Here is a 19,476-nt window from a genome sequence, read left to right as displayed (position 1 = left end):
ATTATACCGAAAATTGAGCTAAATAAAAAGTAATCAACGTTAAGTTATTAAAAGCGTTAAAAAAGAGTAGAACGGAATTCTAATTGAATTCACCATTCTACTCTTATAATTTATACTAATATTTTTTCATCATTTGATTTTTTCTCTTTGTATACCGTTAATTTACCATTATCTGATTTCTTAAGTTGTCGTTTTTTCATAATACCCCATAATGGCACAGCAATAAATACTGAAGAGAATACACCAGAAACTAATCCGATTAATAGTGCTAATGAGAAGTTAAATAAACTTGATGCACCAAAGATTAAAATCGCTACTACGACCACAATAACAGTTAATACCGTATTGATAGAACGTGTCATTGTTTGACGTATAGATCGATTGACGATTTCATCGATTTGTTCAAGTTTAGTAATAACCTTAATTTTATGAAGGTTCTCCCTTACACGGTCGAATGTAACAATCGTATCATTAATTGAATAACCTACAATGGTTAGTACAGCTGCGATAAATGTAATATCAACTTCTAATCGGAATAAACTGAATAAAGCAACAATCATAAAGACGTCATGGAGCAATGCTAAAACAGATGATAATCCCATTCTCCATTCGAATCTTAGTGATACATAGATAATAATACCTATTGCAGCGTATATAAGTGCTTTCATTGCGTTTTTAGCTAATTCTTGACCAATCATAGGTGATACAGTATTGACTGTTGGTTTATGACCATACTCGTCATTTACTTTTTTATTTAACTCTACGACTTTATTTTTAGATAAGTCTTTTTTGAATTGAACAGTCGCTTGTTTGTTGTCATTACCATTAATTTGAACTTGATCTGGTGATAATCCTAAATCTTTCATCGTACGTTCAACTTTAGGTTGTGATAGTTTCGTATTAGAATCAATGTCTACTCTAGTACCTGCTGAAAAATCAATACCTAGGTTTAATTTGAAGATACTCAATATAACAATACCAACGATTAAGATTAAAATACTAAATCCAATTAATGGTTTTGCTAATTTTACAAAATTCCATTTTTCGTATGAGGTTTTAAGATCATGAACATCTACGCCTTCATTAATATCATGTCGATCCTTCTTACTAACACCAAATAACCAGAATTTCTTCTTAAAGTAGTTAGAAGATACGAGTAATGATAATAAACCTCTTGATAAGAATACGGCTGTTACAAATATCATCAAGATACCTAAAAGTAACATTGTTGCGAAACCTTTAACTGAGCTTTCACCGAAGAAGAATAACACACCAGCTGCAATTACTGTTGTTAAGTTCGAGTCAAAGATAGTTAAGAATGAACTTTTATTTGCTTTAGAGTAAGCCTGTTTTAATGTCCTACCGATTCGCAATTCATCTTTTATCCGCTCATACATGATAATATTCGCATCTACCGCCATACCTACACCAAGCACAAGTGCCGCTAATCCCGGTAATGTAAGCACACCAGAAATAAAGTTAAATGCTACTAAAGTAAGGTAAATATATACTGTTAATGCGATAATAGCAACGATACCTGGAAGTCTGTAGAAGCCTACCATAAATAAGTATATAATTGCTACTCCAATTGCAGATGCAAATATAGCTTTATCAAGTGCGTCTTGACCAAATTGTGCACCTACTGAATTAGAGTAAATTTCTTTTAAGTCAACTGGTAAAGAACCTGCGTTAAGTAATTCTGCAATTTGTTTAGCACGTTCCACACCTTCTTGACCATGGAAGCCACCTGAAATTTCAACGCTATCAGAATTAATTGGTTGATCAACAGACGCTGCTGAAACGAATTTACGTTTGTCTTCAGGTTTTTCTAATTCTTTATGGTAGCTATCTCCTTTTTTAAAATCAAGCCAAACTACCATCATGTTTTCTTGTTTTTTTGAAATTTCTTCTGTTACTTTTTTAAATTTTGCGCGGTCTTTTAATTTAAACGTAACTGCCGGCTCATTTGTACCTTGCTTGAATTCTTGCTTAGCTGAGCCTTGTACAATATCTTTACCTGTTAATTTAACTTTGTCATTAGCATCACGAATCGTTAAATTAGCCTGAGAAGATAATATTTTACGTGCCTCATCAGGATCTTTTACACCTGCTAATTGAACTCTGATACGATCTGGATCCTCAACTTGAATGTGAGGTTCAGAAACACCTAGCACGTTGACACGGTTTTCCAAAGTTCTAGCAGTAGATTGCAAGGCTTTTTCATCGATTTTTTTATCCCCATCAAGTGGTTTAACTTGATAAAGCACTTCGAATCCACCTTGTAAATCTAGTCCGAGATTTACATTTTTAACTACATTCTTGTAAGTCATCCCCATTCCAACAAATAGAACGGCTACGATTAGTATGAATGCAATTATCCTACTAAATTTCTTCACATGAACACCTCATTGTTTACTTATGTACTAAGAATAATCTTTTAATAAACCATGTGCAAGTTAATAAAAAATTACATAGTTATTACATGACCTATCTATATTAACATACCACATCTATTAGTGAAATTAAGATCATTGCACCTAACCCTTTAAAACTAAAAAAACTGTCAACAAAGATCATCTCTGTCGACAGCTTTAGATAATTCATTTCGTATCTCCCTTAATATTAAGAAGGGTCTACTTGTTTAATCGCTGGTTTTTCGAAAGTCATTTCAGTACCATGACCATTAACTGTAATAACAACTGTAGTTTCATCCACAGCTTTAACAGTTCCTTTTAAACCACCAATTGTAGTAATACGTTGACCTGATTCAATTCGACTAATCATTTCACGATGCTCTTTCGCACGTTTTTGTTGAGGTCGAATTAAAAAGAAATAAAATACTATAATTAAAATTATAGGTAAAATTAACGCTGAAACGTTCATTATGTTGTCTCCTTATTTAGAAATTTTTAGGGTTCTCTACATTAAGCCCATATTGTTCAAAGAATTCATCTTTAAAATCTAAAAGACGATCTTCTCGAATCGCTTGTCTAATATCTTCCATCAATTTTAGCAGAAAATGTAAATTATGAATAGTAGTAAGACGGATACCGAAAGTTTCTTCAGCTTTAATCAGATGTCTGATATATGCGCGTGAATAATTCTTACATGTGTAGCAATCACAATTTTCATCTAGTGGTTTAAAATCGTTGGCATATTTAGCATTCTTAATCACTAATCTTCCGTTCGATGTCATACATGTACCATTTCTAGCGATACGCGTCGGTAAAACACAGTCAAACATATCCATTCCACGTATACTACACTCAATTAACGCATCTGGAGACCCTACACCCATAAGGTAACGTGGTTTATCATCTGGCATATATTGCACAGTATGTTCAACCATTTCATACATTACTGGTTTAGGTTCACCTACAGATAAGCCACCGATTGCATATCCAGGGAAATCTAGTGCAACTAATTCTTTCGCACTTTGTTCTCTTAAATCCTTGTATTCTCCACCTTGGATAATACCAAAGAGCGCTTGATCATCAGGACGCTTATGCGCTTTTAAGCAACGTTCAGCCCATCGTGTCGTACGTTCAATTGAGTCTTTTACATATTTATATTCTGAAGGCATAGGTGGACATTCATCGAACGCCATCATAATATCTGAACCTAAATCATTTTGAATCTCCATCGATTTCTCAGGACTTAAAAATAATTTCGATCCATTCGTATGATGTCTAAACTCAACGCCTTCTTCACTGATCTTACGAAGATTACTTAAACTAAATACTTGGAAACCACCTGAGTCAGTAAGAATTGGGCCATCCCAATTCATAAACTTATGTAGACCCCCAGCTTGTTTGATAATATCATTTCCAGGTTGTAACCACAAATGATACGTATTTCCAAGTATAATTTTAGCTTCAATTTGGCGTAATTCTTCAGGACTCATTGTTTTAACGGTTGCTTTTGTACCAACTGGCATAAACATCGGCGTTTCAAAAGAACCATGTGGTGTGTGAACGATACCTAAGCGTGCGCCTGATTGTTTACAAGTCTTTATATGTTCATAAGTTACTGCTGGCATATTTAATACCTCTCATTCATTAAATAATTAACATCGCATCACCGAAACTGAAGAATCTATATTCCAAGTTAACAGCTTCTTTATATGCGTTTAAAATGTTTTCTCGACTACTAAATGCGGAAACAAGCATGACAAGCGTTGATTTAGGTAAATGGAAATTAGTAATCAAACCATCTATCGCTTTGTACGTAAATCCTGGATAGATAAAAATATCAGTCCAGCCACTGACAGCTACAAATTCACTATAATCTCTACGAATCGTCTCTAAGGTTCTAGTAGATGTTGTACCTACAGAAATGATTCTGTGGCCTTCTTTTTTAGTTTGATTTAATAAGTCCGCTGTTTCTTGTGTCATTTGGTAATATTCACTGTGCATTTCATGGTCATTGATGTCTTCAACACTCACAGGTCTAAATGTACCTAATCCAACATGTAAGGTAATAAATGCAATATTTATTCCTTTAGCTCTAATATCATCTAACAATTCATCTGTAAAATGTAGCCCAGCTGTTGGCGCTGCTGCTGAGCCGCTTTCTTTGGCATATACAGTTTGATAACGATCAGGATCATCTAAGCGTTCTTTAATATATGGAGGTAGTGGCATTTCACCGAGTTCATTCAATCTTTCTTCTAATATTCCTTCATAATGTAAACGCATGATGCGTCCACCTTGATCTAATTCTTTGATGCATTCAGCTACAATCTTACCGTCTCCGAAAGATAATTTATTACCCACTTTAATTCGTTTTGCAGGTTTAAGTAATACTTCCCAATCGTTATCCTCAATTCGGGTAAGCATTAGCATTTCAACTTTTGCGCCAGTTTCTTCTTTCAAACCAAATAATCGTGCAGGCATAACACGCGTATCATTTAAGACAAGCGTATCACCAGCTTCTAAATAATCAATCACATCCTTGAAATGTTTATGTGTGATGTGACCATCTTTTCTACCTAACACCAATAATTTACTTTGGTCTCTATCTTTCAAAGGGGTCTGAGCAATTAATGATTCAGGCAAGTCATAATCAAATTCCTCAACATTCATTTTTATTCCCTCATTTATTAAAATTTTTGAAATGTTCATACGCATATGCAGTGGCTTTTCTACCTCTAGGTGTACGTTCTATAAAGCCTTTTTGAATTAAAAAAGGCTCGTAGACATCCTCAATGGTTACACGTTCTTCACCTATAGATACCGCTATTGTATCCAGTCCTACAGGTCCTCCATTGTATTGATTTATAATACATCTCATCATTTTATGATCAATATAATCTAAACCTTCTGCATCTACTTGTAGTAATTGTAAAGCTTGTTTCGTTGTTTCAATATAAATTTGTTCATCTTCATTAACTTGTTGAAAGTCTCTGACACGTTTTAATAAACGATTGGCAACACGTGGTGTACCTCGCGAACGTTTCGCTAATTCAGTCGCACTTTCATCGTCAATTTTAGTATTTAAAACTTCTGCTGTACGGATAATGATTTCTTTTAAATCATTTTCGTTATAATATTCCAATCTTAGATGAACACCAAATCTATCTCTCAATGGGCCTGTTAAACTTCCAGCTCGTGTAGTTGCACCAACTAACGTAAATGGAGGTAAGTCTATTCTAATACTTCTCGCCTCGTCACCTTTACCAATAATAATATCAATGAAGAAATCTTCCATTGCTGAATATAACACTTCTTCTACAGTACTACTTAAACGGTGAATTTCGTCAATAAATAATACATCGCCAGGTTGTAAGCCAGAAAGTATCGCAGCTAGGTCACCAGGTCTATCTAATGATGGTCCTGAAACAGTTCTGATATTAACATCCATTTCATTTGCAATAATATTAGATAGCGTTGTTTTACCAAGTCCTGGTGGTCCGAATAAAAGTACATGATCTAATGGTTCTTCACGAAGTTTAGCCGCTTTAATGAATACTTCGAGATTATTCTTAATTGAAGATTGTCCTATATACTGTTTTAATCTTGTTGGTCTAAGTGACAGCTCGAAAGACGTTTCTTCATTATGCAAAGATTGATCAACCATTCTGTCATCCATATTTTCTCCCCCAGTTACATTAGTTAATGTTTTGTCTCTGCTTTTAAAAAATCAAGATACCAGTGTTTTTAAGCCGAGTTTCACTGCTTCATCAACTGAATCAAATGATGATTTGTTCAATACTTTTTCAACTTTAGCTATTTCACGTTTTGAATATCCTAAAGCTTCAAGCGCAAGTAAAGCTTCTTTCACTAGTTGCTCATTATTTGAACTATTTTCATTGATACTGAGTAGTGATTCAGTTGTTTCTGTTGTAATTTGTACTTTTCCTTTTAAATCAAGCACAATTTGACGCGCAGTTTTCTTCCCTATACCTGGAAACTTCGTTAAATAAGCGTCATTTTCATTCTCAATGGCTAGTTTAACTTCATTTGGAGTGCTTGTCGCTAAAATTGCTAATGCAGATTTAGGGCCTATCCCTGTTACTTTAATCAAACTTAAAAACATATCTTTTTCTTCTTCATTGATGAAGCCATAAAGTAACTCTGCATCTTCTCTAACAATCAAAGAAGTATATATGACTACTTCTTGGTCCAAATATTTTTGAAAACGATAAGAATTAGGTGTTTGAATTTCGTACCCTACTCCATTCGATGTTTCAACAACTACGTGAGTTGGAAATAATTGTGTTAATTTCCCTTTAATATAAGCGTACATTATTAACCTTCCTTACATACTCATACTGATTAATTCGACTTTAGAAACATGATCAATATTTCGTAAAGCTTTAATTATTTCGTCAATTGAAATCGTAGTATTTTGGGCGCTTAAAGATAGCGTTATCGTAGCTTTCTCTTCCATAGGTACACTTTGATGAATTGTAAGTACAGATAATTGTAGTTTAGAAATAGTATTCAGTACTTGTGCTAGCATTCCTACAATGTCATTTACATAAAGGATGAGTGTAAATTCACGATGGTCTAGCATTTTCTCATCTACAGGAAATATGGTTTCTCTATATTTGTAAAATGCACTCCGGGAAAGATCGAATAATTTAACTGCTTCATAAATGGACAATTCCGGATTATTTTTTAAAGCATCTTTAATTTTTAATGTCTTAACCACTGATTCAGGTAAAACATCTTCTCGTATCAAATAAAACTTTTTATAATCTTTGTTGTCCACTGTTAGCACTCCTATTCTACAAATTCAAATTCTCCACCTAAAATTCTAACGATGTCTCCATTACTACAACCACGCTCTCTCAATGCATCATCAATACCCATTGAGCGCATTTGTCGAGCAAATCTTCTAACTGCAGGATCACTATTGAAGTCTGTCATTTTGAACATTCTTTCAATAGCATTACCACTGACAACATAAGCGCCATCATCATCTCGCGTAATAGTAAATTTATCTTGTGAAGGCGTATGTTTATAAAGTACGCGGTTAACACCTACTTCTTCGTCATTATCGACGCTGAAGTCAATATCTTTAACTTCATCTAATTTATCCGCTATCGCATATAACAATTGATCAATATTATCACGTGTAATCGTTGAGACAGGAATGATTACAACATCATTATCTACTTCTTCTTTAAATAGCGTTAGATTGTCTTCTGCGTTAGGCATATCCATTTTGTTAGCTACAACGATTTGAGGTCTATCCTCTAATCTTTGCTTATAATTAACTAATTCCTTATTAATGATTTGATAATCTTCATATGGATCTCTGCCTTCTGATCCACTCATATCTATCATATGCACAATTACTTTTGTACGTTCAACATGTCTTAAAAATTGATGTCCTAATCCAACACCGTCGGAAGCACCTTCAATTAAACCTGGTAAATCAGCCATTACAAAACTTCTATTGTCTGGTGTTGAAACAACACCTAAATTCGGTTTAATCGTAGTGAAATGATAGGCACCAATTTTGGGTTTAGCTTTGGAAACGATTGATAACAACGTTGATTTTCCTACACTAGGGAATCCTACTAATCCAACATCAGCAAGTAATTTCAGTTCTAATGTAACATCTAATTCCTCACCAGGTTCACCATTTTCACTAAAATCAGGCGCCGGATTTCTAGGCGTTGCAAATCGAGAATTACCACGTCCGCCTCGTCCACCTCGAGCAACTATAGCGCGTTGGCCATCTTCAACTAAGTCTGCTAAAACTTCATCCGTTTCAACACTTTTAATTATCGTGCCAGGTGGTACTTTTAATACTAAATCTTCGGCACCTCTACCATGCATGTTACTACTTTGTCCATTTTCACCTTTTTTAGCTTTAAAGTGACGTTGATATCTAAAATCTAATAATGTTCTTAAACCTTCATCTACTTCAAAAACTACTGATGCGCCTTTACCACCGTCACCACCAGCAGGTCCACCAAATGGGACATACTTCTCTCTTCGATAAGCTGTGATACCATTACCACCATCACCGGCTTTAAGAGATATTGTAACTTGATCGACAAACATATATCTCACCTCTTTTACGATTTGTTCTTCAATGACAATATTATATCATTATCCATTAAAGTATAAAAAACTAATACAATAAAGTTAGTTAAATTCTATAAAAACAAAATAAAACACCAGAAGCATTCACTTCTGGTGTTAACTAGACAAAATTATTCAGCTACTGCATAAACAGAAACTTGTTTTTTGTCACGACCTTTACGTTCGAAACGAACAACGCCGTCGATTTTAGCGAATAATGTATCATCGCCACCACGACCTACATTTTCACCAGGATAAATTTTAGTACCACGTTGACGGTATAAAATTGAACCGCCTGTAACGTATTGACCGTCAGCACGTTTAGCACCTAAACGTTTAGATTCAGAGTCACGACCGTTTTTAGTAGAACTTACCCCTTTTTTAGATGCGAAGAACTGTAAGTTTAATTTTAACATCGGGATACACCTCACTTGTAATTTAATCTGATATTTTCATTATATTCATCTTCAATCGTTTGTAAAGAAACTAACATCGCTTGAAGAATTAGTTGCGCTTGTTCATTGTTTGTATCTACACTTCTGATATGAAAATGACCTCCGTCATCTTCATAATCAATGTCTGGTTTCTCAGTCGTTAAACCTAGAATCGCATTAACACTTCCAAATATAACCGCTGATGCACCTGCACAAACAATATCATGACCATATTCACCATGATTAGCATGACCATCCATGATAACGTCAGTTACTTTTCCACTATCATTAATAGTAATATCAACCGTAATCATAGATTAAGCGTTGATTTTATCAATAGTTAATTTAGTGTATGGTTGACGATGACCTTTTTTACGTTTAGAGTCTTTACGACGTTTGTACGTAAATACAGTGATTTTTTTACCGCGTCCTTGTTTATTAACTGTAGCAGTAACTGTAGCACCTTCAACAGTTGGCGCACCAACTTTAACTGAATCGCCACCTACAAATAAAACTTTATCAAATGTGAATGAGTCACCTTCATTAACATCTAATTTTTCAACGAAGATTTCTTGACCTTCTTCTACTTTAATTTGTTTACCGCCTGTTTCGATAATAGCAAACATACTTTGCACCTCCTATAATTATAAGTCACGCCATATATAGGTGACATCGAAATGTTCTTAAACCTATATTTGAGCGGTTGTATGTACTATAAAACTACTCAACTACTGCATCTTACCATTACTACATCTATGTGTCAATCTTGATTTTGTGTTTTTTTCATTAATTTCATAAATATAGGAAATAGAATCATTAACAATAAGATATTCATTATTACTGTTGGTATTAATCTCAATAAAATAAGATTAATGATATCAATATTTGCGAACCCAATCACACCATATATCATTGCTATATAAATCTCAAACACAATGATACTTGCAATACTTAATGCAAAAACCATAGTGTAATCTCGATAAAAAACGTTAAGGAATTTATCGAAAATAACCACGAGTGCTAAGTAACCAAACATATATAAGCCATATACACTACCGGTATAAACATCCGTTACAATTCCAAATAATACTGCAAAGATTAATCCTATACCGAAGCCACGATAAATTGTTAACAACAAAATATATAATAACATTAAGTGTGGGATAAGATTAAACTCAAAATGACCAAAATGCATCGGTATCACAAGTCCAATGATGCTGTCGATGTAAAACAACACAACGCCAACAATTAAGTACCACAATACTCTCATCAATTGTCCCTGCTTTCATCCGTACCATTGTCAGGATCTTTTTTGGCAATATAAACGTGGCTAATATCTGATAAATTGGCACCCGTCTTAACGCTCACTTCTTTTGCTAATCCATACTCATCATTCTCAACTTTGGTAACTTCACCTATGTATAAATCACTTGGCAATTGATCGGCTAATCCGCTTGTAACAACTTTATCGCCTTTTGAAATCTTATCTTTATTATTAATATTTCCAATCACAAGTTCCTGATTCTTTTTATCGTAATGGTCGATTAAGCCAAACACATTTTTAGAATCATGTTGAATATTAACAGACAATTTACCTGTTCTTGTATTCGTTGATAATAAGTCTACTTGAGCTGAAAATTGGTTGACTTTCGTTACCCTTCCAACTAAGCCTTCAGCGGTCATAACAGCCATATTAGATTTAACACCATCTTTTTTACCTTTATCGATAATAACTGTATTCATCCACTGATCTGCATTTCTAGCGATTACTGCACCAGAAATAGGATCATATTTAGAAATGTCAGTCATATCTAATTCTTTTTTTAAATCTTTATTTTCCGCTTCTAGCTTTTCATTTTTAGCCTCTAGCTGTTTCACTTTATTATTATCAGTTGTTTTATTTGAGCTAAAAAGATTATTAATCGCTCCAGTAACAAAATTGACAGGATAACTCACGACTCTTTGTCCAAGAGAAACGGAATCCCCTACATATTGTTCAGGAGGTGATTGCGTCTGCGATCTTAATGACAAACCAATCAGTGCAATAAAAATAATAACCGCACAAAAAACAACAATTAATTTGTTATTTTTGAAAAACTTTTGCACTCATAACACCTCTATAAATTCTAATTTTAATCATCCTATATTATTTTATATTACTCGGAGTCTTAAATAAAGCACTAAGTTTATTCTATAGTATCATCTTAAAATAAAAAAGAGATTAGATAACTAGACTATTATGAAACGTGTTACATAGCCTATATTATCTAATCTTACTCATCAAACTCATTTTGAAATTAATTTTACTTTTTGTCTTTATCTTTTTTATCATCATCACTATAAAGTTTTCCATCTTTTCTCCATTTCGCGAAAAGATTTTGCGCTTTAGCTTGTTCATTTGCTTGTTTTTCTTTAGATTGTTCAGACATTCATCACACCAACCTTCGAAATTTAGTTTATAACATAACCATAACGCAGAAAATAAGCGAGTTCAATTATGAAAACTTAATTAATATGCATCAAAAGGTCTTAATTCAATATATTGACCGAGCGCATTTAAATCTTGTTCCATTTCTATTTCAGTTCGATATACTTTAATATGATCACTACCAAATTTATAAATAATGAATTCATCATCACGTTGACCTGCTAAATAATTGTCATTATATCCCATTCTACCTAGACCAGAAACCGCCATAAACTCTTTTTTATCCAAATATTTAAATACATTTCTAGTTTGACTTGCTGGTATATTTTGTAAAATATCATTATCTTGGATTTCATAATGCTTACCATTAGCCGGAATATTTTGTGGACGATTCAAATTATTTGGTGCGTTACTGACTTGCTCATTATTAATAGGATGATTAATTGGATTCCAATCTTGATCTCTTAAAAATGGTGCGTATTTTAATGCAAAATATATAATACAAATAATAGCTATGACTGCAATGATATTTTTAATAATACTAAGTAAAAATCGCATTAAATACCCTCCAATAGTATTCCATATTATTATAAATGACCGTTGTCACAACATCATCAGTCTTAAGCATGAAAATGGTATGCACTAAAGTATGATACCAAATTAATCAAGAATGTTTTATAATATAACTATATTATTGTTTATGGATATTCATGAGGAGTGTTGATAATGAGTATTGTGAGTATCATTTTAATTGCATTACTTGTGATATTGCTATTTAGGGTTGGTTTTGCAATTCTTAGATTTGTAATATCTGCAGCCTTAATACTATTAGGATTATATTTAGGATATCAAGGTATACTTTGGATTATGGAAAATTTCCAAGTATTATCCGCCTATATTCAATAAATTGGAAACTAGCCATGCATTATCACTTATCATAATTGATATTGCAATGGCTAGTTTTTATTTACGAAATGTATGTCTTAGATAGTTAAATAATTTATAAATGCTAGATAGTAATATCCCCCATATAGCCCCTGTAATTAACGAAGCTAAAATTAATGTAGCAATATTTATATCTTGGCCACTAATCAACACGCCTAGCACGGTAAATATCGCAATGCCTATCATAGAAAGAACAACTGTAACAAGCATTTCTTTAAGTCCAATGGTGTATTCTTTAATTGTAAGTCTTAATACATATATAACTGGTATCAAAATCCCAATGATTAAAAATAATGTCATAAAGCACCTCTATAAAATTTTTCAAACACAATTATACAAGATGATTAATCATTAAAACAAATCATTCTTTAAATTGACTTATTCAAAATAACCTTCTTCCACTAAACTTGCATATTTCTGATCTCCAATAATAATATGATCAAGGACTTGAATCCCTAATAATTCACCGCAATCTTTTAATCTTATAGTAGTTGCTATATCTTCTTTAGAAGGTGTGACATCTTATCAAGAGTAAATTACAAAAGAATCATTTAAATCAATACTTTCACTTTGAATACATGTATTTGAAGTGGAAGGTACTTATTTCAAAAATAGTAAAACCTGTATCTTAAATTACTTAATAGTAACATAAGATACAGGCTGATTTTTTATTCATTGTTATTTATACTAAAGCACCCGATAGCTCTGAAAACAATCACAAATTCAACTTTTCAAAGCCACAGCTTTAAGTTATTTTGTCCAGACAACCCCCATTGCCCAACCCATTTTATGGAATTGGCATCCAGGCAACAACTTTTCATATAAATCGTAATAATTTTGTTCAGATAGGTACTTATCTGAAGCTAAATGCTCAAGCCATGATTTAGATGTGTTGTGATTATAAATTCTAATCGCATTTTTTATTCCAAATTTGAAACAATGCGGTAAAAACTCTTGGATTGCCCCTAATTTATAAACATAGGTAGGCGGTGTCTCGACTTCAGATACATTATCAAGAATAACTATTCTTCCTTCCTCATTCAACAGTTCCTTCATTTGCTGTATTACGCTGGCTATATCATCCAAATGATGAAAGGTTGTTCGGCTTACAATAAAATCAAACTTCTCATTAAAATTAAGTTGTTCTGCATTCATATTCAGATAGACCGTATTTGTTAGTTGACGTTTAGATTTGGCAAGATCGAGCATTTGATTAGAAATATCAATCCCTACCACTTCATCATAATAACTTGCTAATTTCTCCACTAACAAACCCGAGCCACATCCGATATCTAATGCTCTGCCTTTCTTTGGAGACATATTAGACACAAAGAATGAATAATCATTCAAAAGCTCATTCACGAAATCGTAATCTTCTGCAACCTTATCAAACTGTGATTCTATTGTATTCAAAAAGATCCCCCATTCCTACTTTATCGACATTCTTTCATTACTTACCACTTTAGATGTTTTTTCGTTGGGGATAAAACTTCCCTTTAGACAATTTTATCCAAAGACAATACAACAGTGCAACTTTATTAAAGTCACTGTCCTTTATCGCAGCCTTTACTTTTTAGTAAAGACAGTGGCTTCTCTTATCAAGTTTCAAAACATATTATTTTGAAGAAAACGTCCATCTGAAGTGTCAAGTGCAAAATTACATATAAAGGTTTATTCTAAAATGAAAAGATGATACAATCATATTCAGTTACATAAGGAGGTTTCAATTATGTGCACCAGTATCGCAGTAGTAGAAATTACTTTATCTCATTCATAATGAAAAAAATGGAAAGGAGATAAAAGTATGGGTACTTTTTCTATATTTGTTATTAATAAAGTTCGTTATCAACCAAATCAAAATTAATTGGTTATAATGAACGCTTAATGTCAGTTCATTATAACCAGTAAGGAGAAGGTTATAATGAACCAGAAAAACCCTAAAGACACGCAAAATTTTATTACTTCTAAAAAGCATGTAAAAGAAATATTGAATCACACGAATATCAGTAAACAAGACAACGTAATAGAAATCGGATCAGGAAAAGGACATTTTACCAAAGAGCTAGTCAAAATGAGTCGATCAGTTACTGCTATAGAAATTGATGGAGGCTTATGTCAAGTGACTAAAGAAGCGGTAAACCCCTCTGAGAATATAAAAGTGATTCAAACGGATATTCTAAAATTTTCCTTCCCAAAACATATAAACTATAAGATATATGGTAATATTCCTTATAACATCAGTACGGATATTGTCAAAAGAATTACCTTTGAAAGTCAGGCTAAATATAGCTATCTTATCGTTGAGAAGGGATTTGCGAAAAGATTGCAAAATCTGCAACGAGCTTTGGGTTTACTATTAATGGTGGAGATGGATATAAAAATGCTCAAAAAAGTACCACCACTATATTTTCATCCTAAGCCAAGTGTAGACTCTGTATTGATTGTTCTTGAACGACATCAACCATTGATTTCAAAGAAGGACTACAAAAAGTATCGATCTTTTGTTTATAAGTGGGTAAACCGTGAATATCGTGTTCTTTTCACTAAAAACCAATTCCGACAGGCTTTGAAGCATGCAAATGTCACTAATATTAATAAACTATCGAAGGAACAATTTCTTTCTATTTTCAATAGTTACAAATTGTTTCACTAAATTAAAGTAATAAAGCGTTCTCTAATTTCACAAGAGGACGCTTTATTCTTCCCAAAAATTGTTCAATATTTATCAATAAATCAGTAGTTTTAAAAGTAAGCACCTGTTATTGCAATAAAATTAGCCTAATTGAGAGAAGTTTCTATAGAATTTTTCATATACTTAACGAGTGCTTTCACCTTTGAATATAGTCCTTCCCACTTATCATCACACTCTCCCCGATAGCCTTTTCTAGCTATATCCAGTAAAGTTACATGCTCTTTAGGTAAAAGAGGTATAGCCCATTCTGCAGCGACATCTTTCGAGGTAATTTCACCAGTAGTCACTGTTTGCCACATTCGAGCTAGGGTTAAAATTACATTACGCTCATCACCTTTTATCCCCTCAATTAGTTCTGGCAAAGAATCCTTAATTGCTCTTCGAATATCTGTCAAAGGTACGGAGACAAGTATACTTGAAGAATCAGGACCAAATAGAGAAATACTATTCTTTCTTGCTTGTGCTAAAACAATAGCCAAATCAGGATCATAGCTTGGTTCCTGAATTTGTCCATTCTCAAATTCACCCCTGAGCCACTCACCGTATATAAATTCTCTTTTTGGAGGATATTGCCAAGGGACAACTTCACTCCTATTTATAACCGTAACTTCAAGTGGTCTAACAGAATCCGTATTTCCAATCTTTCCTGATATAGTCATTAGTCTTTCTGTTAGTTTTTTTCGAGTTAATTGAGGTAAACTATGATTCACGACGACTAGAACATCTACATCGCTGTTAATGCGTAAACCACCATTTACTGCTGAACCAAATAGATATACTCCAACTATTGAACTTCCAAATAAATCTTTTACGATTTTTAATGTTTGAATCGCTTGATTTGGTATTTTTCCGTTAATCAAATTGCTCATGATTTCACCTCGTTGATTATGTTCATATAAAGTTTATATTGATACTCAATTTACTTACCCTAGATTGGACATATACTTAAATTACTGTTCAATAAAGCTGACCGTTAGCGTTTAAGTACATCCTTTCACAATTTGTCTACAGATTAATAATTATTCTTTATTATACAGATCTCCATATAATTTTTGAATTTGGTTCTGTAATTTTTTATTTTCTTTTTCTAATTCCATTACTCTTCTTTTTAAGGTTTTAATAAGGATTTCCTCCGAACGAGAACTTTTCTTGGGTTTTGAGACTACATTTGCTGTTATTTGACGCTCACGAAGGGATTCGATTCTTTGCCTAATATCGTGTTCCTTATAAAGCCATGATTTAGAAACATTAGCTTCCTTTGCTATTGAATTAAAATTAATAACTTTACCTTCAATCGAAAATTTAGAAATCGCTTTGTCTACTTTTTCCCTTGTCTTTTTTGATTTCTGCTTCGCCAAACGTACAATTTCTGTTGTATTTCTAACTTGTTTATCCATTGATAATTACCCCGTCAAACTTCCAATGATTTGTTCTAAACGCTCTTTAACACGGCTATTAGTCTCTACTTGTCTTTGCCATTGTTTATCCTTAGCTATGGCTAATAACTCTTCTGTACGCTCTAACTGTTCTTCGTGCTGTGGTAAGAATTGCTTACTGGTACAGAAGTGAGTGCAATCTAAGCATGCATTCGCATGTGGACAACCACCTGCTACTACTGGCAATCTACAATAACCATTTGGAAGCACTTGTGCATTTATATTTTTCTTGAACCATTGAAGCTCTACATCATCGACTTCATTATCTTCATCTAGATCAAGCACATCTCCATTATTGGTAACCAGTTTTTCCTGAAATTTAGTAAATTCATTTTTTAGAGTTTCATCAAAGATATGAGCGTATCTGCTTGTCATTTCTGGGCTTTCATGCCCCAAAAATTTCTGCACAATATGCTGGGGCATCCCGTTGTTAATCATTCTTGTTCCTACTGTATGGCGAAAGGCATGGGCATGGAATCTATAAATCTCACCTGATTTATCCACTATATTTTGCTCATAAGCTAATTTATTTAACTCACCTCTAAATGTTTCTTGTTTTAATGGCGATCCATCTTTTCTTGGAAAGAGGTATTCACTATCTGGAAATTCCTCTGAAACTTTATCTTCCCGAACTTTAATAAGTAAAGCTACCTCTTTAGATATTGGAACTATATGCTCCTTTTTCATTTTCCATTGATAATACTTTAAAAAGAAATCTCCATCTTTGTCCTCTAATAGACAGCCTTTTTTCAAGGTGCACAATTCACTTATCCTCATTCCACATTCTTGAACAATCATAGTCATCGTAGCTATATATTCGGGTAATTTATCAAGATGACTGTTCAATTGCTCTAGGACGAATTCATCTATAAAGCGTGGTTTTGCTCTTGGTATTTTCGGATAGTCCTCAGAATAAATTAATATTTTGGAAGGAACATCATCCCATTCTAGCCTAAGAAGGGTACTAAATAGTCCTTCCAATATAGAGATCCTCCCAGTTATTGTACTAGGTTTTATTCCCATCATGTTTAGTTCACTTAAATATGCTTCAATTTCCACTCTCGTTAATTGGTGTACTCTCTGAACTTGTTTAAATTTCATGTCCAGAAAATTAAAGAACTCTTTAAGTCTTTGGGCAATATCACTTACATAGGAAAAGCTATCCACGTTCAATCTCAACTTACAATATCTTTTTACAAGTTGTTTAAAATATGTATTCCGAAACCCTTTAAAGTTAATTGTATATTCATATTGTGTTGGGTTAACCTTATCATCTGGCAAAGGTAAGTTACGTCTATCCCAAACGTCTTTATCCCACTCCTCTCCATCAAAATAAAAGTTCTCATAAAACTCCATAAATTGTTTTAGATTAGTAACATAGTAGGAATTAGCTTTTACAGGTGTTTTTTCTTGATTAGCAGTAATCTTATAATTAGTAGTGGTAATTCTAACACCCCGTTTTGTCAAATAAGTTCTATACTCCGTCATTGCTTTTTCAATAGGAACTTCAGTAATTGAAGTAATGCTAGGATACTTTAAATCTAAGAAATCTAACATTTTATTAATTACTGTTCCTTTTCTAATCCAGACAGTTTTTGCATTCCATATTCCATTGTTTAAATGGTAAAAATAAAAATATTTCAATTCTGTTCTTAACCACAGATTTTTAACACGTTCAAAACGAACCCAACGATTCCTTAAAGCAGGATTCTTACTTAATTCTATGGCAGAAGGATGTGGACATTTTCTTATATCCCAACTATTATTAGCCCAAAACCCCTGCATTTCTTCATTCATTACAGCTATTTTTTTGCTAATCTCACTCTGACTAATAATTTTCCTTTTACTAGAAGCATTCATTTCTTATGCTCCTTTCTCTCGAGGTATTTATTAAACTCATTTTTCATATCCTGATCTGAAAGATGAACATAGGTATTTAACGTTGTCTGAACATGTGCGTGACCTAATCTCTTTTGAACGAACGCAACATCCCATCCTTCCCTAATTAGCTGCGTTGCGTGAGTGTGGCGAAGCATATGTGATGTAAATTCTATTCCAGTCCTTTTAACTATTCTTCTAACTAGATCAAGAACACTTTGGTACTTTAGTGGTTTCCCAAAATAGCCTTCTTTTAAGGAAATAAAAACATAATCATGCTCCAATTCCTCACTATACTCATATATCAAGTAATCTGTATAAAGTGACATAAGTTCTTTACTCACATGTATTGTTCTTTCCTTCCTTAATTTAATATAAGCTTCATTAACATTAACATCTCTAGGTGTTAAATGGATTTGATTGTCCCAAGTGACAATATCTTCAAGCCTAAGCGATAACACTTCACCGATTCTTAAACCACCCTCATACATAAGCATTAAAATTAATTTATCTCTTTTCGTATGACAAGCATCAATAATTTGCTTAACTTCCTTTGATCTCAATGTTCTTATCTGTTTCTTTTTAACCCTTAACTTTAAGACATTCTTTTGGTATCTACCCTTATTAACATGATGTAAAAATCCTTTGAAATTTCTTCCCTTTGCTTGTTTAAATACATCAATTGATTTAAATTCTCCTAATCTACTTAAATAATCAAGAAAACTCATAACTACATTTAAAATTGTATTCACTGTCGTTTCTTCTCTTATGGCTTTTTTTGACTGAAGATCAATTACATTTGATGCTGAAGGATATCTCAACCAACCTACGAAGTCTGCTAACAACTCAAAGTTAATATCATTAAGAATAACACCTCTCTGTTCCATGAACTCGTACAGCAACTTTAAATGATAGCAGTATGCCTTAATGGTATTAGGAGACTTACCAGTATTATCTAAGTATTTAATAAATTTCATTACTGGTTCTATTAGCTGGTATTCTTTATCTAGTAATAAATACAATGGATACGGCTTATTCTCCACTTCTATCCTTTGAACCTTCACATGTTCCCACCTCTTTAAATACTTTAACTACTACAAATTATAAACCTTGTTAATTTTTA

At 33.0% G+C, this 19,476-nt stretch carries 24 protein-coding genes, 1 pseudogene and 1 other annotated feature; of the genes and pseudogenes, 3 read left to right on the top strand and 22 right to left on the bottom strand.

Annotated features, from left to right (window positions below):
• Positions 1 to 110 precede the first annotated feature (110 nt).
• The 15 genes from secDF to HMPREF3239_RS04875 form a co-directional block, all read right to left on the bottom strand.
• Positions 111 to 2,396: a protein translocase subunit SecDF gene (gene secDF, locus HMPREF3239_RS04940; RefSeq protein WP_070854919.1), complete on the bottom strand. Its 2,286-nt coding sequence runs from the start codon at positions 2,394 to 2,396 to the stop codon at positions 111 to 113.
• 226 nt (positions 2,397 to 2,622) lie between these two features.
• Positions 2,623 to 2,883 carry a preprotein translocase subunit YajC gene (yajC, locus tag HMPREF3239_RS04935; RefSeq protein ID WP_011275581.1) on the bottom strand — a complete coding sequence of 87 codons (261 nt, stop codon included), beginning with the start codon at positions 2,881 to 2,883 and terminating at the stop codon, positions 2,623 to 2,625.
• Positions 2,884 to 2,899: 16 nt separating this feature from the next.
• A complete protein-coding gene (gene tgt / locus HMPREF3239_RS04930) occupies positions 2,900 to 4,039 on the bottom strand; it encodes a tRNA guanosine(34) transglycosylase Tgt (protein WP_070854918.1) in 1,140 nt (379 codons plus the stop codon).
• Between the two features lie 19 nt (positions 4,040 to 4,058).
• On the bottom strand, positions 4,059 to 5,084 hold the full coding sequence (gene queA / locus HMPREF3239_RS04925; RefSeq protein WP_053029650.1) for a tRNA preQ1(34) S-adenosylmethionine ribosyltransferase-isomerase QueA: 1,026 nt from the start codon (positions 5,082 to 5,084) through the stop codon (positions 4,059 to 4,061).
• 10 nt (positions 5,085 to 5,094) lie between these two features.
• Positions 5,095 to 6,090 carry a Holliday junction branch migration DNA helicase RuvB gene (gene ruvB, locus HMPREF3239_RS04920; protein WP_053029572.1) on the bottom strand — a complete coding sequence of 332 codons (996 nt, stop codon included), beginning with the start codon at positions 6,088 to 6,090 and terminating at the stop codon, positions 5,095 to 5,097.
• Between the two features lie 51 nt (positions 6,091 to 6,141).
• A complete protein-coding gene (gene ruvA / locus HMPREF3239_RS04915) occupies positions 6,142 to 6,747 on the bottom strand; it encodes a Holliday junction branch migration protein RuvA (protein WP_053029573.1) in 606 nt (201 codons plus the stop codon).
• A 12-nt stretch (positions 6,748 to 6,759) separates the two neighbouring features.
• Positions 6,760 to 7,215, bottom strand: coding sequence for an ACT domain-containing protein (locus HMPREF3239_RS04910; RefSeq protein ID WP_070854917.1), 456 nt, complete (start codon positions 7,213 to 7,215; stop codon positions 6,760 to 6,762).
• Between the two features lie 11 nt (positions 7,216 to 7,226).
• Positions 7,227 to 8,519 (bottom strand): GTPase ObgE, encoded by a 1,293-nt coding sequence (gene obgE / locus HMPREF3239_RS04905; RefSeq protein WP_070854916.1) that lies wholly within the window; start codon positions 8,517 to 8,519, stop codon positions 7,227 to 7,229.
• A gap of 152 nt (positions 8,520 to 8,671) precedes the next feature.
• Entirely contained in the window at positions 8,672 to 8,956 is a 285-nt protein-coding gene (gene rpmA, locus HMPREF3239_RS04900; RefSeq protein WP_011275573.1) for a 50S ribosomal protein L27, read from the bottom strand.
• Between the two features lie 11 nt (positions 8,957 to 8,967).
• On the bottom strand, positions 8,968 to 9,288 hold the full coding sequence (locus HMPREF3239_RS04895; protein WP_053029576.1) for a ribosomal-processing cysteine protease Prp: 321 nt from the start codon (positions 9,286 to 9,288) through the stop codon (positions 8,968 to 8,970).
• A gap of 3 nt (positions 9,289 to 9,291) precedes the next feature.
• Positions 9,292 to 9,600, bottom strand: coding sequence for a 50S ribosomal protein L21 (gene rplU / locus HMPREF3239_RS04890; protein ID WP_002448968.1), 309 nt, complete (start codon positions 9,598 to 9,600; stop codon positions 9,292 to 9,294).
• A gap of 13 nt (positions 9,601 to 9,613) precedes the next feature.
• Positions 9,614 to 9,689 (bottom strand) — a sequence feature (ribosomal protein L21 leader region).
• 45 nt (positions 9,690 to 9,734) lie between these two features.
• Positions 9,735 to 10,244, bottom strand: coding sequence for a rod shape-determining protein MreD (mreD, locus tag HMPREF3239_RS04885; RefSeq protein ID WP_070854915.1), 510 nt, complete (start codon positions 10,242 to 10,244; stop codon positions 9,735 to 9,737).
• Positions 10,244 to 11,080 (bottom strand): rod shape-determining protein MreC, encoded by an 837-nt coding sequence (mreC, locus tag HMPREF3239_RS04880; RefSeq protein ID WP_070854914.1) that lies wholly within the window; start codon positions 11,078 to 11,080, stop codon positions 10,244 to 10,246. The genes mreD and mreC overlap by 1 nt, the downstream gene beginning before the upstream one ends.
• A 197-nt stretch (positions 11,081 to 11,277) precedes the next feature.
• On the bottom strand, positions 11,278 to 11,403 hold the full coding sequence (locus tag HMPREF3239_RS12625) for a hypothetical protein (protein ID WP_141763588.1): 126 nt from the start codon (positions 11,401 to 11,403) through the stop codon (positions 11,278 to 11,280).
• Positions 11,404 to 11,483: 80 nt separating this feature from the next.
• On the bottom strand, positions 11,484 to 11,960 hold the full coding sequence (locus HMPREF3239_RS04875; protein ID WP_053029579.1) for a DUF4930 family protein: 477 nt from the start codon (positions 11,958 to 11,960) through the stop codon (positions 11,484 to 11,486).
• A 168-nt stretch (positions 11,961 to 12,128) separates the two neighbouring features.
• Here HMPREF3239_RS04875 and HMPREF3239_RS04870 point away from each other — a divergent pair, with 168 nt between their 5' ends.
• A complete protein-coding gene (locus HMPREF3239_RS04870; protein WP_053029580.1) occupies positions 12,129 to 12,308 on the top strand; it encodes a hypothetical protein in 180 nt (59 codons plus the stop codon).
• Between the two features lie 57 nt (positions 12,309 to 12,365).
• Here HMPREF3239_RS04870 and HMPREF3239_RS04865 read toward each other — a convergent pair whose 3' ends face one another.
• The 3 genes and pseudogenes from HMPREF3239_RS04865 to HMPREF3239_RS04860 form a co-directional block, all read right to left on the bottom strand.
• Positions 12,366 to 12,647, bottom strand: a complete 282-nt coding sequence (locus tag HMPREF3239_RS04865; RefSeq protein WP_053029581.1) for a hypothetical protein — start codon at positions 12,645 to 12,647, stop codon at positions 12,366 to 12,368.
• A gap of 78 nt (positions 12,648 to 12,725) precedes the next feature.
• Positions 12,726 to 12,869 (bottom strand): annotated as a pseudogene (locus tag HMPREF3239_RS12070) (JAB domain-containing protein); the annotation flags it as partial.
• 228 nt (positions 12,870 to 13,097) lie between these two features.
• Positions 13,098 to 13,760: a class I SAM-dependent methyltransferase gene (locus tag HMPREF3239_RS04860; protein ID WP_001092058.1), complete on the bottom strand. Its 663-nt coding sequence runs from the start codon at positions 13,758 to 13,760 to the stop codon at positions 13,098 to 13,100.
• A 391-nt stretch (positions 13,761 to 14,151) separates the two neighbouring features.
• Between HMPREF3239_RS04860 and HMPREF3239_RS12770 the strand changes: the two genes are divergently transcribed.
• Positions 14,152 to 14,211: an erythromycin resistance leader peptide gene (locus tag HMPREF3239_RS12770; protein WP_010959190.1), complete on the top strand. Its 60-nt coding sequence runs from the start codon at positions 14,152 to 14,154 to the stop codon at positions 14,209 to 14,211.
• Between the two features lie 57 nt (positions 14,212 to 14,268).
• The gene (gene erm(A) / locus HMPREF3239_RS04855) at positions 14,269 to 15,000 is read left to right on the top strand and encodes a 23S rRNA (adenine(2058)-N(6))-methyltransferase Erm(A) (protein ID WP_001072201.1); all 732 of its coding nucleotides are present in this window, start codon (positions 14,269 to 14,271) and stop codon (positions 14,998 to 15,000) included.
• 125 nt (positions 15,001 to 15,125) lie between these two features.
• On the opposite strand, the gene HMPREF3239_RS04850 is transcribed toward erm(A), so the two are convergent.
• The 4 genes from HMPREF3239_RS04850 to HMPREF3239_RS04835 all read right to left on the bottom strand — a co-directional run bounded on the left by HMPREF3239_RS04850 (position 15,126) and on the right by HMPREF3239_RS04835 (position 19,417).
• Entirely contained in the window at positions 15,126 to 15,908 is a 783-nt protein-coding gene (locus HMPREF3239_RS04850; RefSeq protein WP_000067268.1) for an aminoglycoside nucleotidyltransferase ANT(9)-Ia, read from the bottom strand.
• 150 nt (positions 15,909 to 16,058) lie between these two features.
• Positions 16,059 to 16,436: a DUF6262 family protein gene (locus HMPREF3239_RS04845; RefSeq protein ID WP_000361059.1), complete on the bottom strand. Its 378-nt coding sequence runs from the start codon at positions 16,434 to 16,436 to the stop codon at positions 16,059 to 16,061.
• A 6-nt stretch (positions 16,437 to 16,442) separates the two neighbouring features.
• Positions 16,443 to 18,335 (bottom strand): site-specific integrase, encoded by a 1,893-nt coding sequence (locus HMPREF3239_RS04840; RefSeq protein ID WP_001557544.1) that lies wholly within the window; start codon positions 18,333 to 18,335, stop codon positions 16,443 to 16,445.
• The gene (locus HMPREF3239_RS04835; RefSeq protein ID WP_000868132.1) at positions 18,332 to 19,417 is read right to left on the bottom strand and encodes a tyrosine-type recombinase/integrase; all 1,086 of its coding nucleotides are present in this window, start codon (positions 19,415 to 19,417) and stop codon (positions 18,332 to 18,334) included. Before HMPREF3239_RS04835 ends, HMPREF3239_RS04840 begins: the two co-directional genes overlap by 4 nt.
• Positions 19,418 to 19,476: the final 59 nt, after the last annotated feature.

This window comes from Staphylococcus sp. HMSC34C02 (genome assembly GCF_001838705.1).
Classification (GTDB): domain Bacteria; phylum Bacillota; class Bacilli; order Staphylococcales; family Staphylococcaceae; genus Staphylococcus; species Staphylococcus borealis.
Note: the sequence above shows the minus strand (reverse complement) of the source record. Positions and strands in the feature narration are given on the sequence as shown.

Bases quoted from the DNA above. Each gene is read 5' to 3' on its own strand.
- yajC (WP_011275581.1), bottom strand. From the start codon at position 2,883: ATGAACGTTTCAGCGTTAATTTTACCTATAATTTTAATTATAGTATTT.
- tgt (WP_070854918.1), bottom strand. From the start codon at position 4,039: ATGCCAGCAGTAACTTATGAACATATAAAGACTTGTAAACAATCAGGC.
- queA (WP_053029650.1), bottom strand. From the start codon at position 5,084: ATGAATGTTGAGGAATTTGATTATGACTTGCCTGAATCATTAATTGCT.
- ruvB (WP_053029572.1), bottom strand. From the start codon at position 6,090: ATGGATGACAGAATGGTTGATCAATCTTTGCATAATGAAGAAACGTCT.
- ruvA (WP_053029573.1), bottom strand. From the start codon at position 6,747: ATGTACGCTTATATTAAAGGGAAATTAACACAATTATTTCCAACTCAC.
- obgE (WP_070854916.1), bottom strand. From the start codon at position 8,519: ATGTTTGTCGATCAAGTTACAATATCTCTTAAAGCCGGTGATGGTGGT.
- rpmA (WP_011275573.1), bottom strand. From the start codon at position 8,956: ATGTTAAAATTAAACTTACAGTTCTTCGCATCTAAAAAAGGGGTAAGT.
- HMPREF3239_RS04895 (WP_053029576.1), bottom strand. From the start codon at position 9,288: ATGATTACGGTTGATATTACTATTAATGATAGTGGAAAAGTAACTGAC.
- rplU (WP_002448968.1), bottom strand. From the start codon at position 9,600: ATGTTTGCTATTATCGAAACAGGCGGTAAACAAATTAAAGTAGAAGAA.
- mreD (WP_070854915.1), bottom strand. From the start codon at position 10,244: ATGAGAGTATTGTGGTACTTAATTGTTGGCGTTGTGTTGTTTTACATC.
- HMPREF3239_RS12625 (WP_141763588.1), bottom strand. From the start codon at position 11,403: ATGTCTGAACAATCTAAAGAAAAACAAGCAAATGAACAAGCTAAAGCG.
- HMPREF3239_RS04875 (WP_053029579.1), bottom strand. From the start codon at position 11,960: ATGCGATTTTTACTTAGTATTATTAAAAATATCATTGCAGTCATAGCT.
- HMPREF3239_RS04870 (WP_053029580.1), top strand. From the start codon at position 12,129: ATGAGTATTGTGAGTATCATTTTAATTGCATTACTTGTGATATTGCTA.
- HMPREF3239_RS04865 (WP_053029581.1), bottom strand. From the start codon at position 12,647: ATGACATTATTTTTAATCATTGGGATTTTGATACCAGTTATATATGTA.
- HMPREF3239_RS04850 (WP_000067268.1), bottom strand. From the start codon at position 15,908: ATGAGCAATTTGATTAACGGAAAAATACCAAATCAAGCGATTCAAACA.
- HMPREF3239_RS04845 (WP_000361059.1), bottom strand. From the start codon at position 16,436: ATGGATAAACAAGTTAGAAATACAACAGAAATTGTACGTTTGGCGAAG.
- HMPREF3239_RS04840 (WP_001557544.1), bottom strand. From the start codon at position 18,335: ATGAATGCTTCTAGTAAAAGGAAAATTATTAGTCAGAGTGAGATTAGC.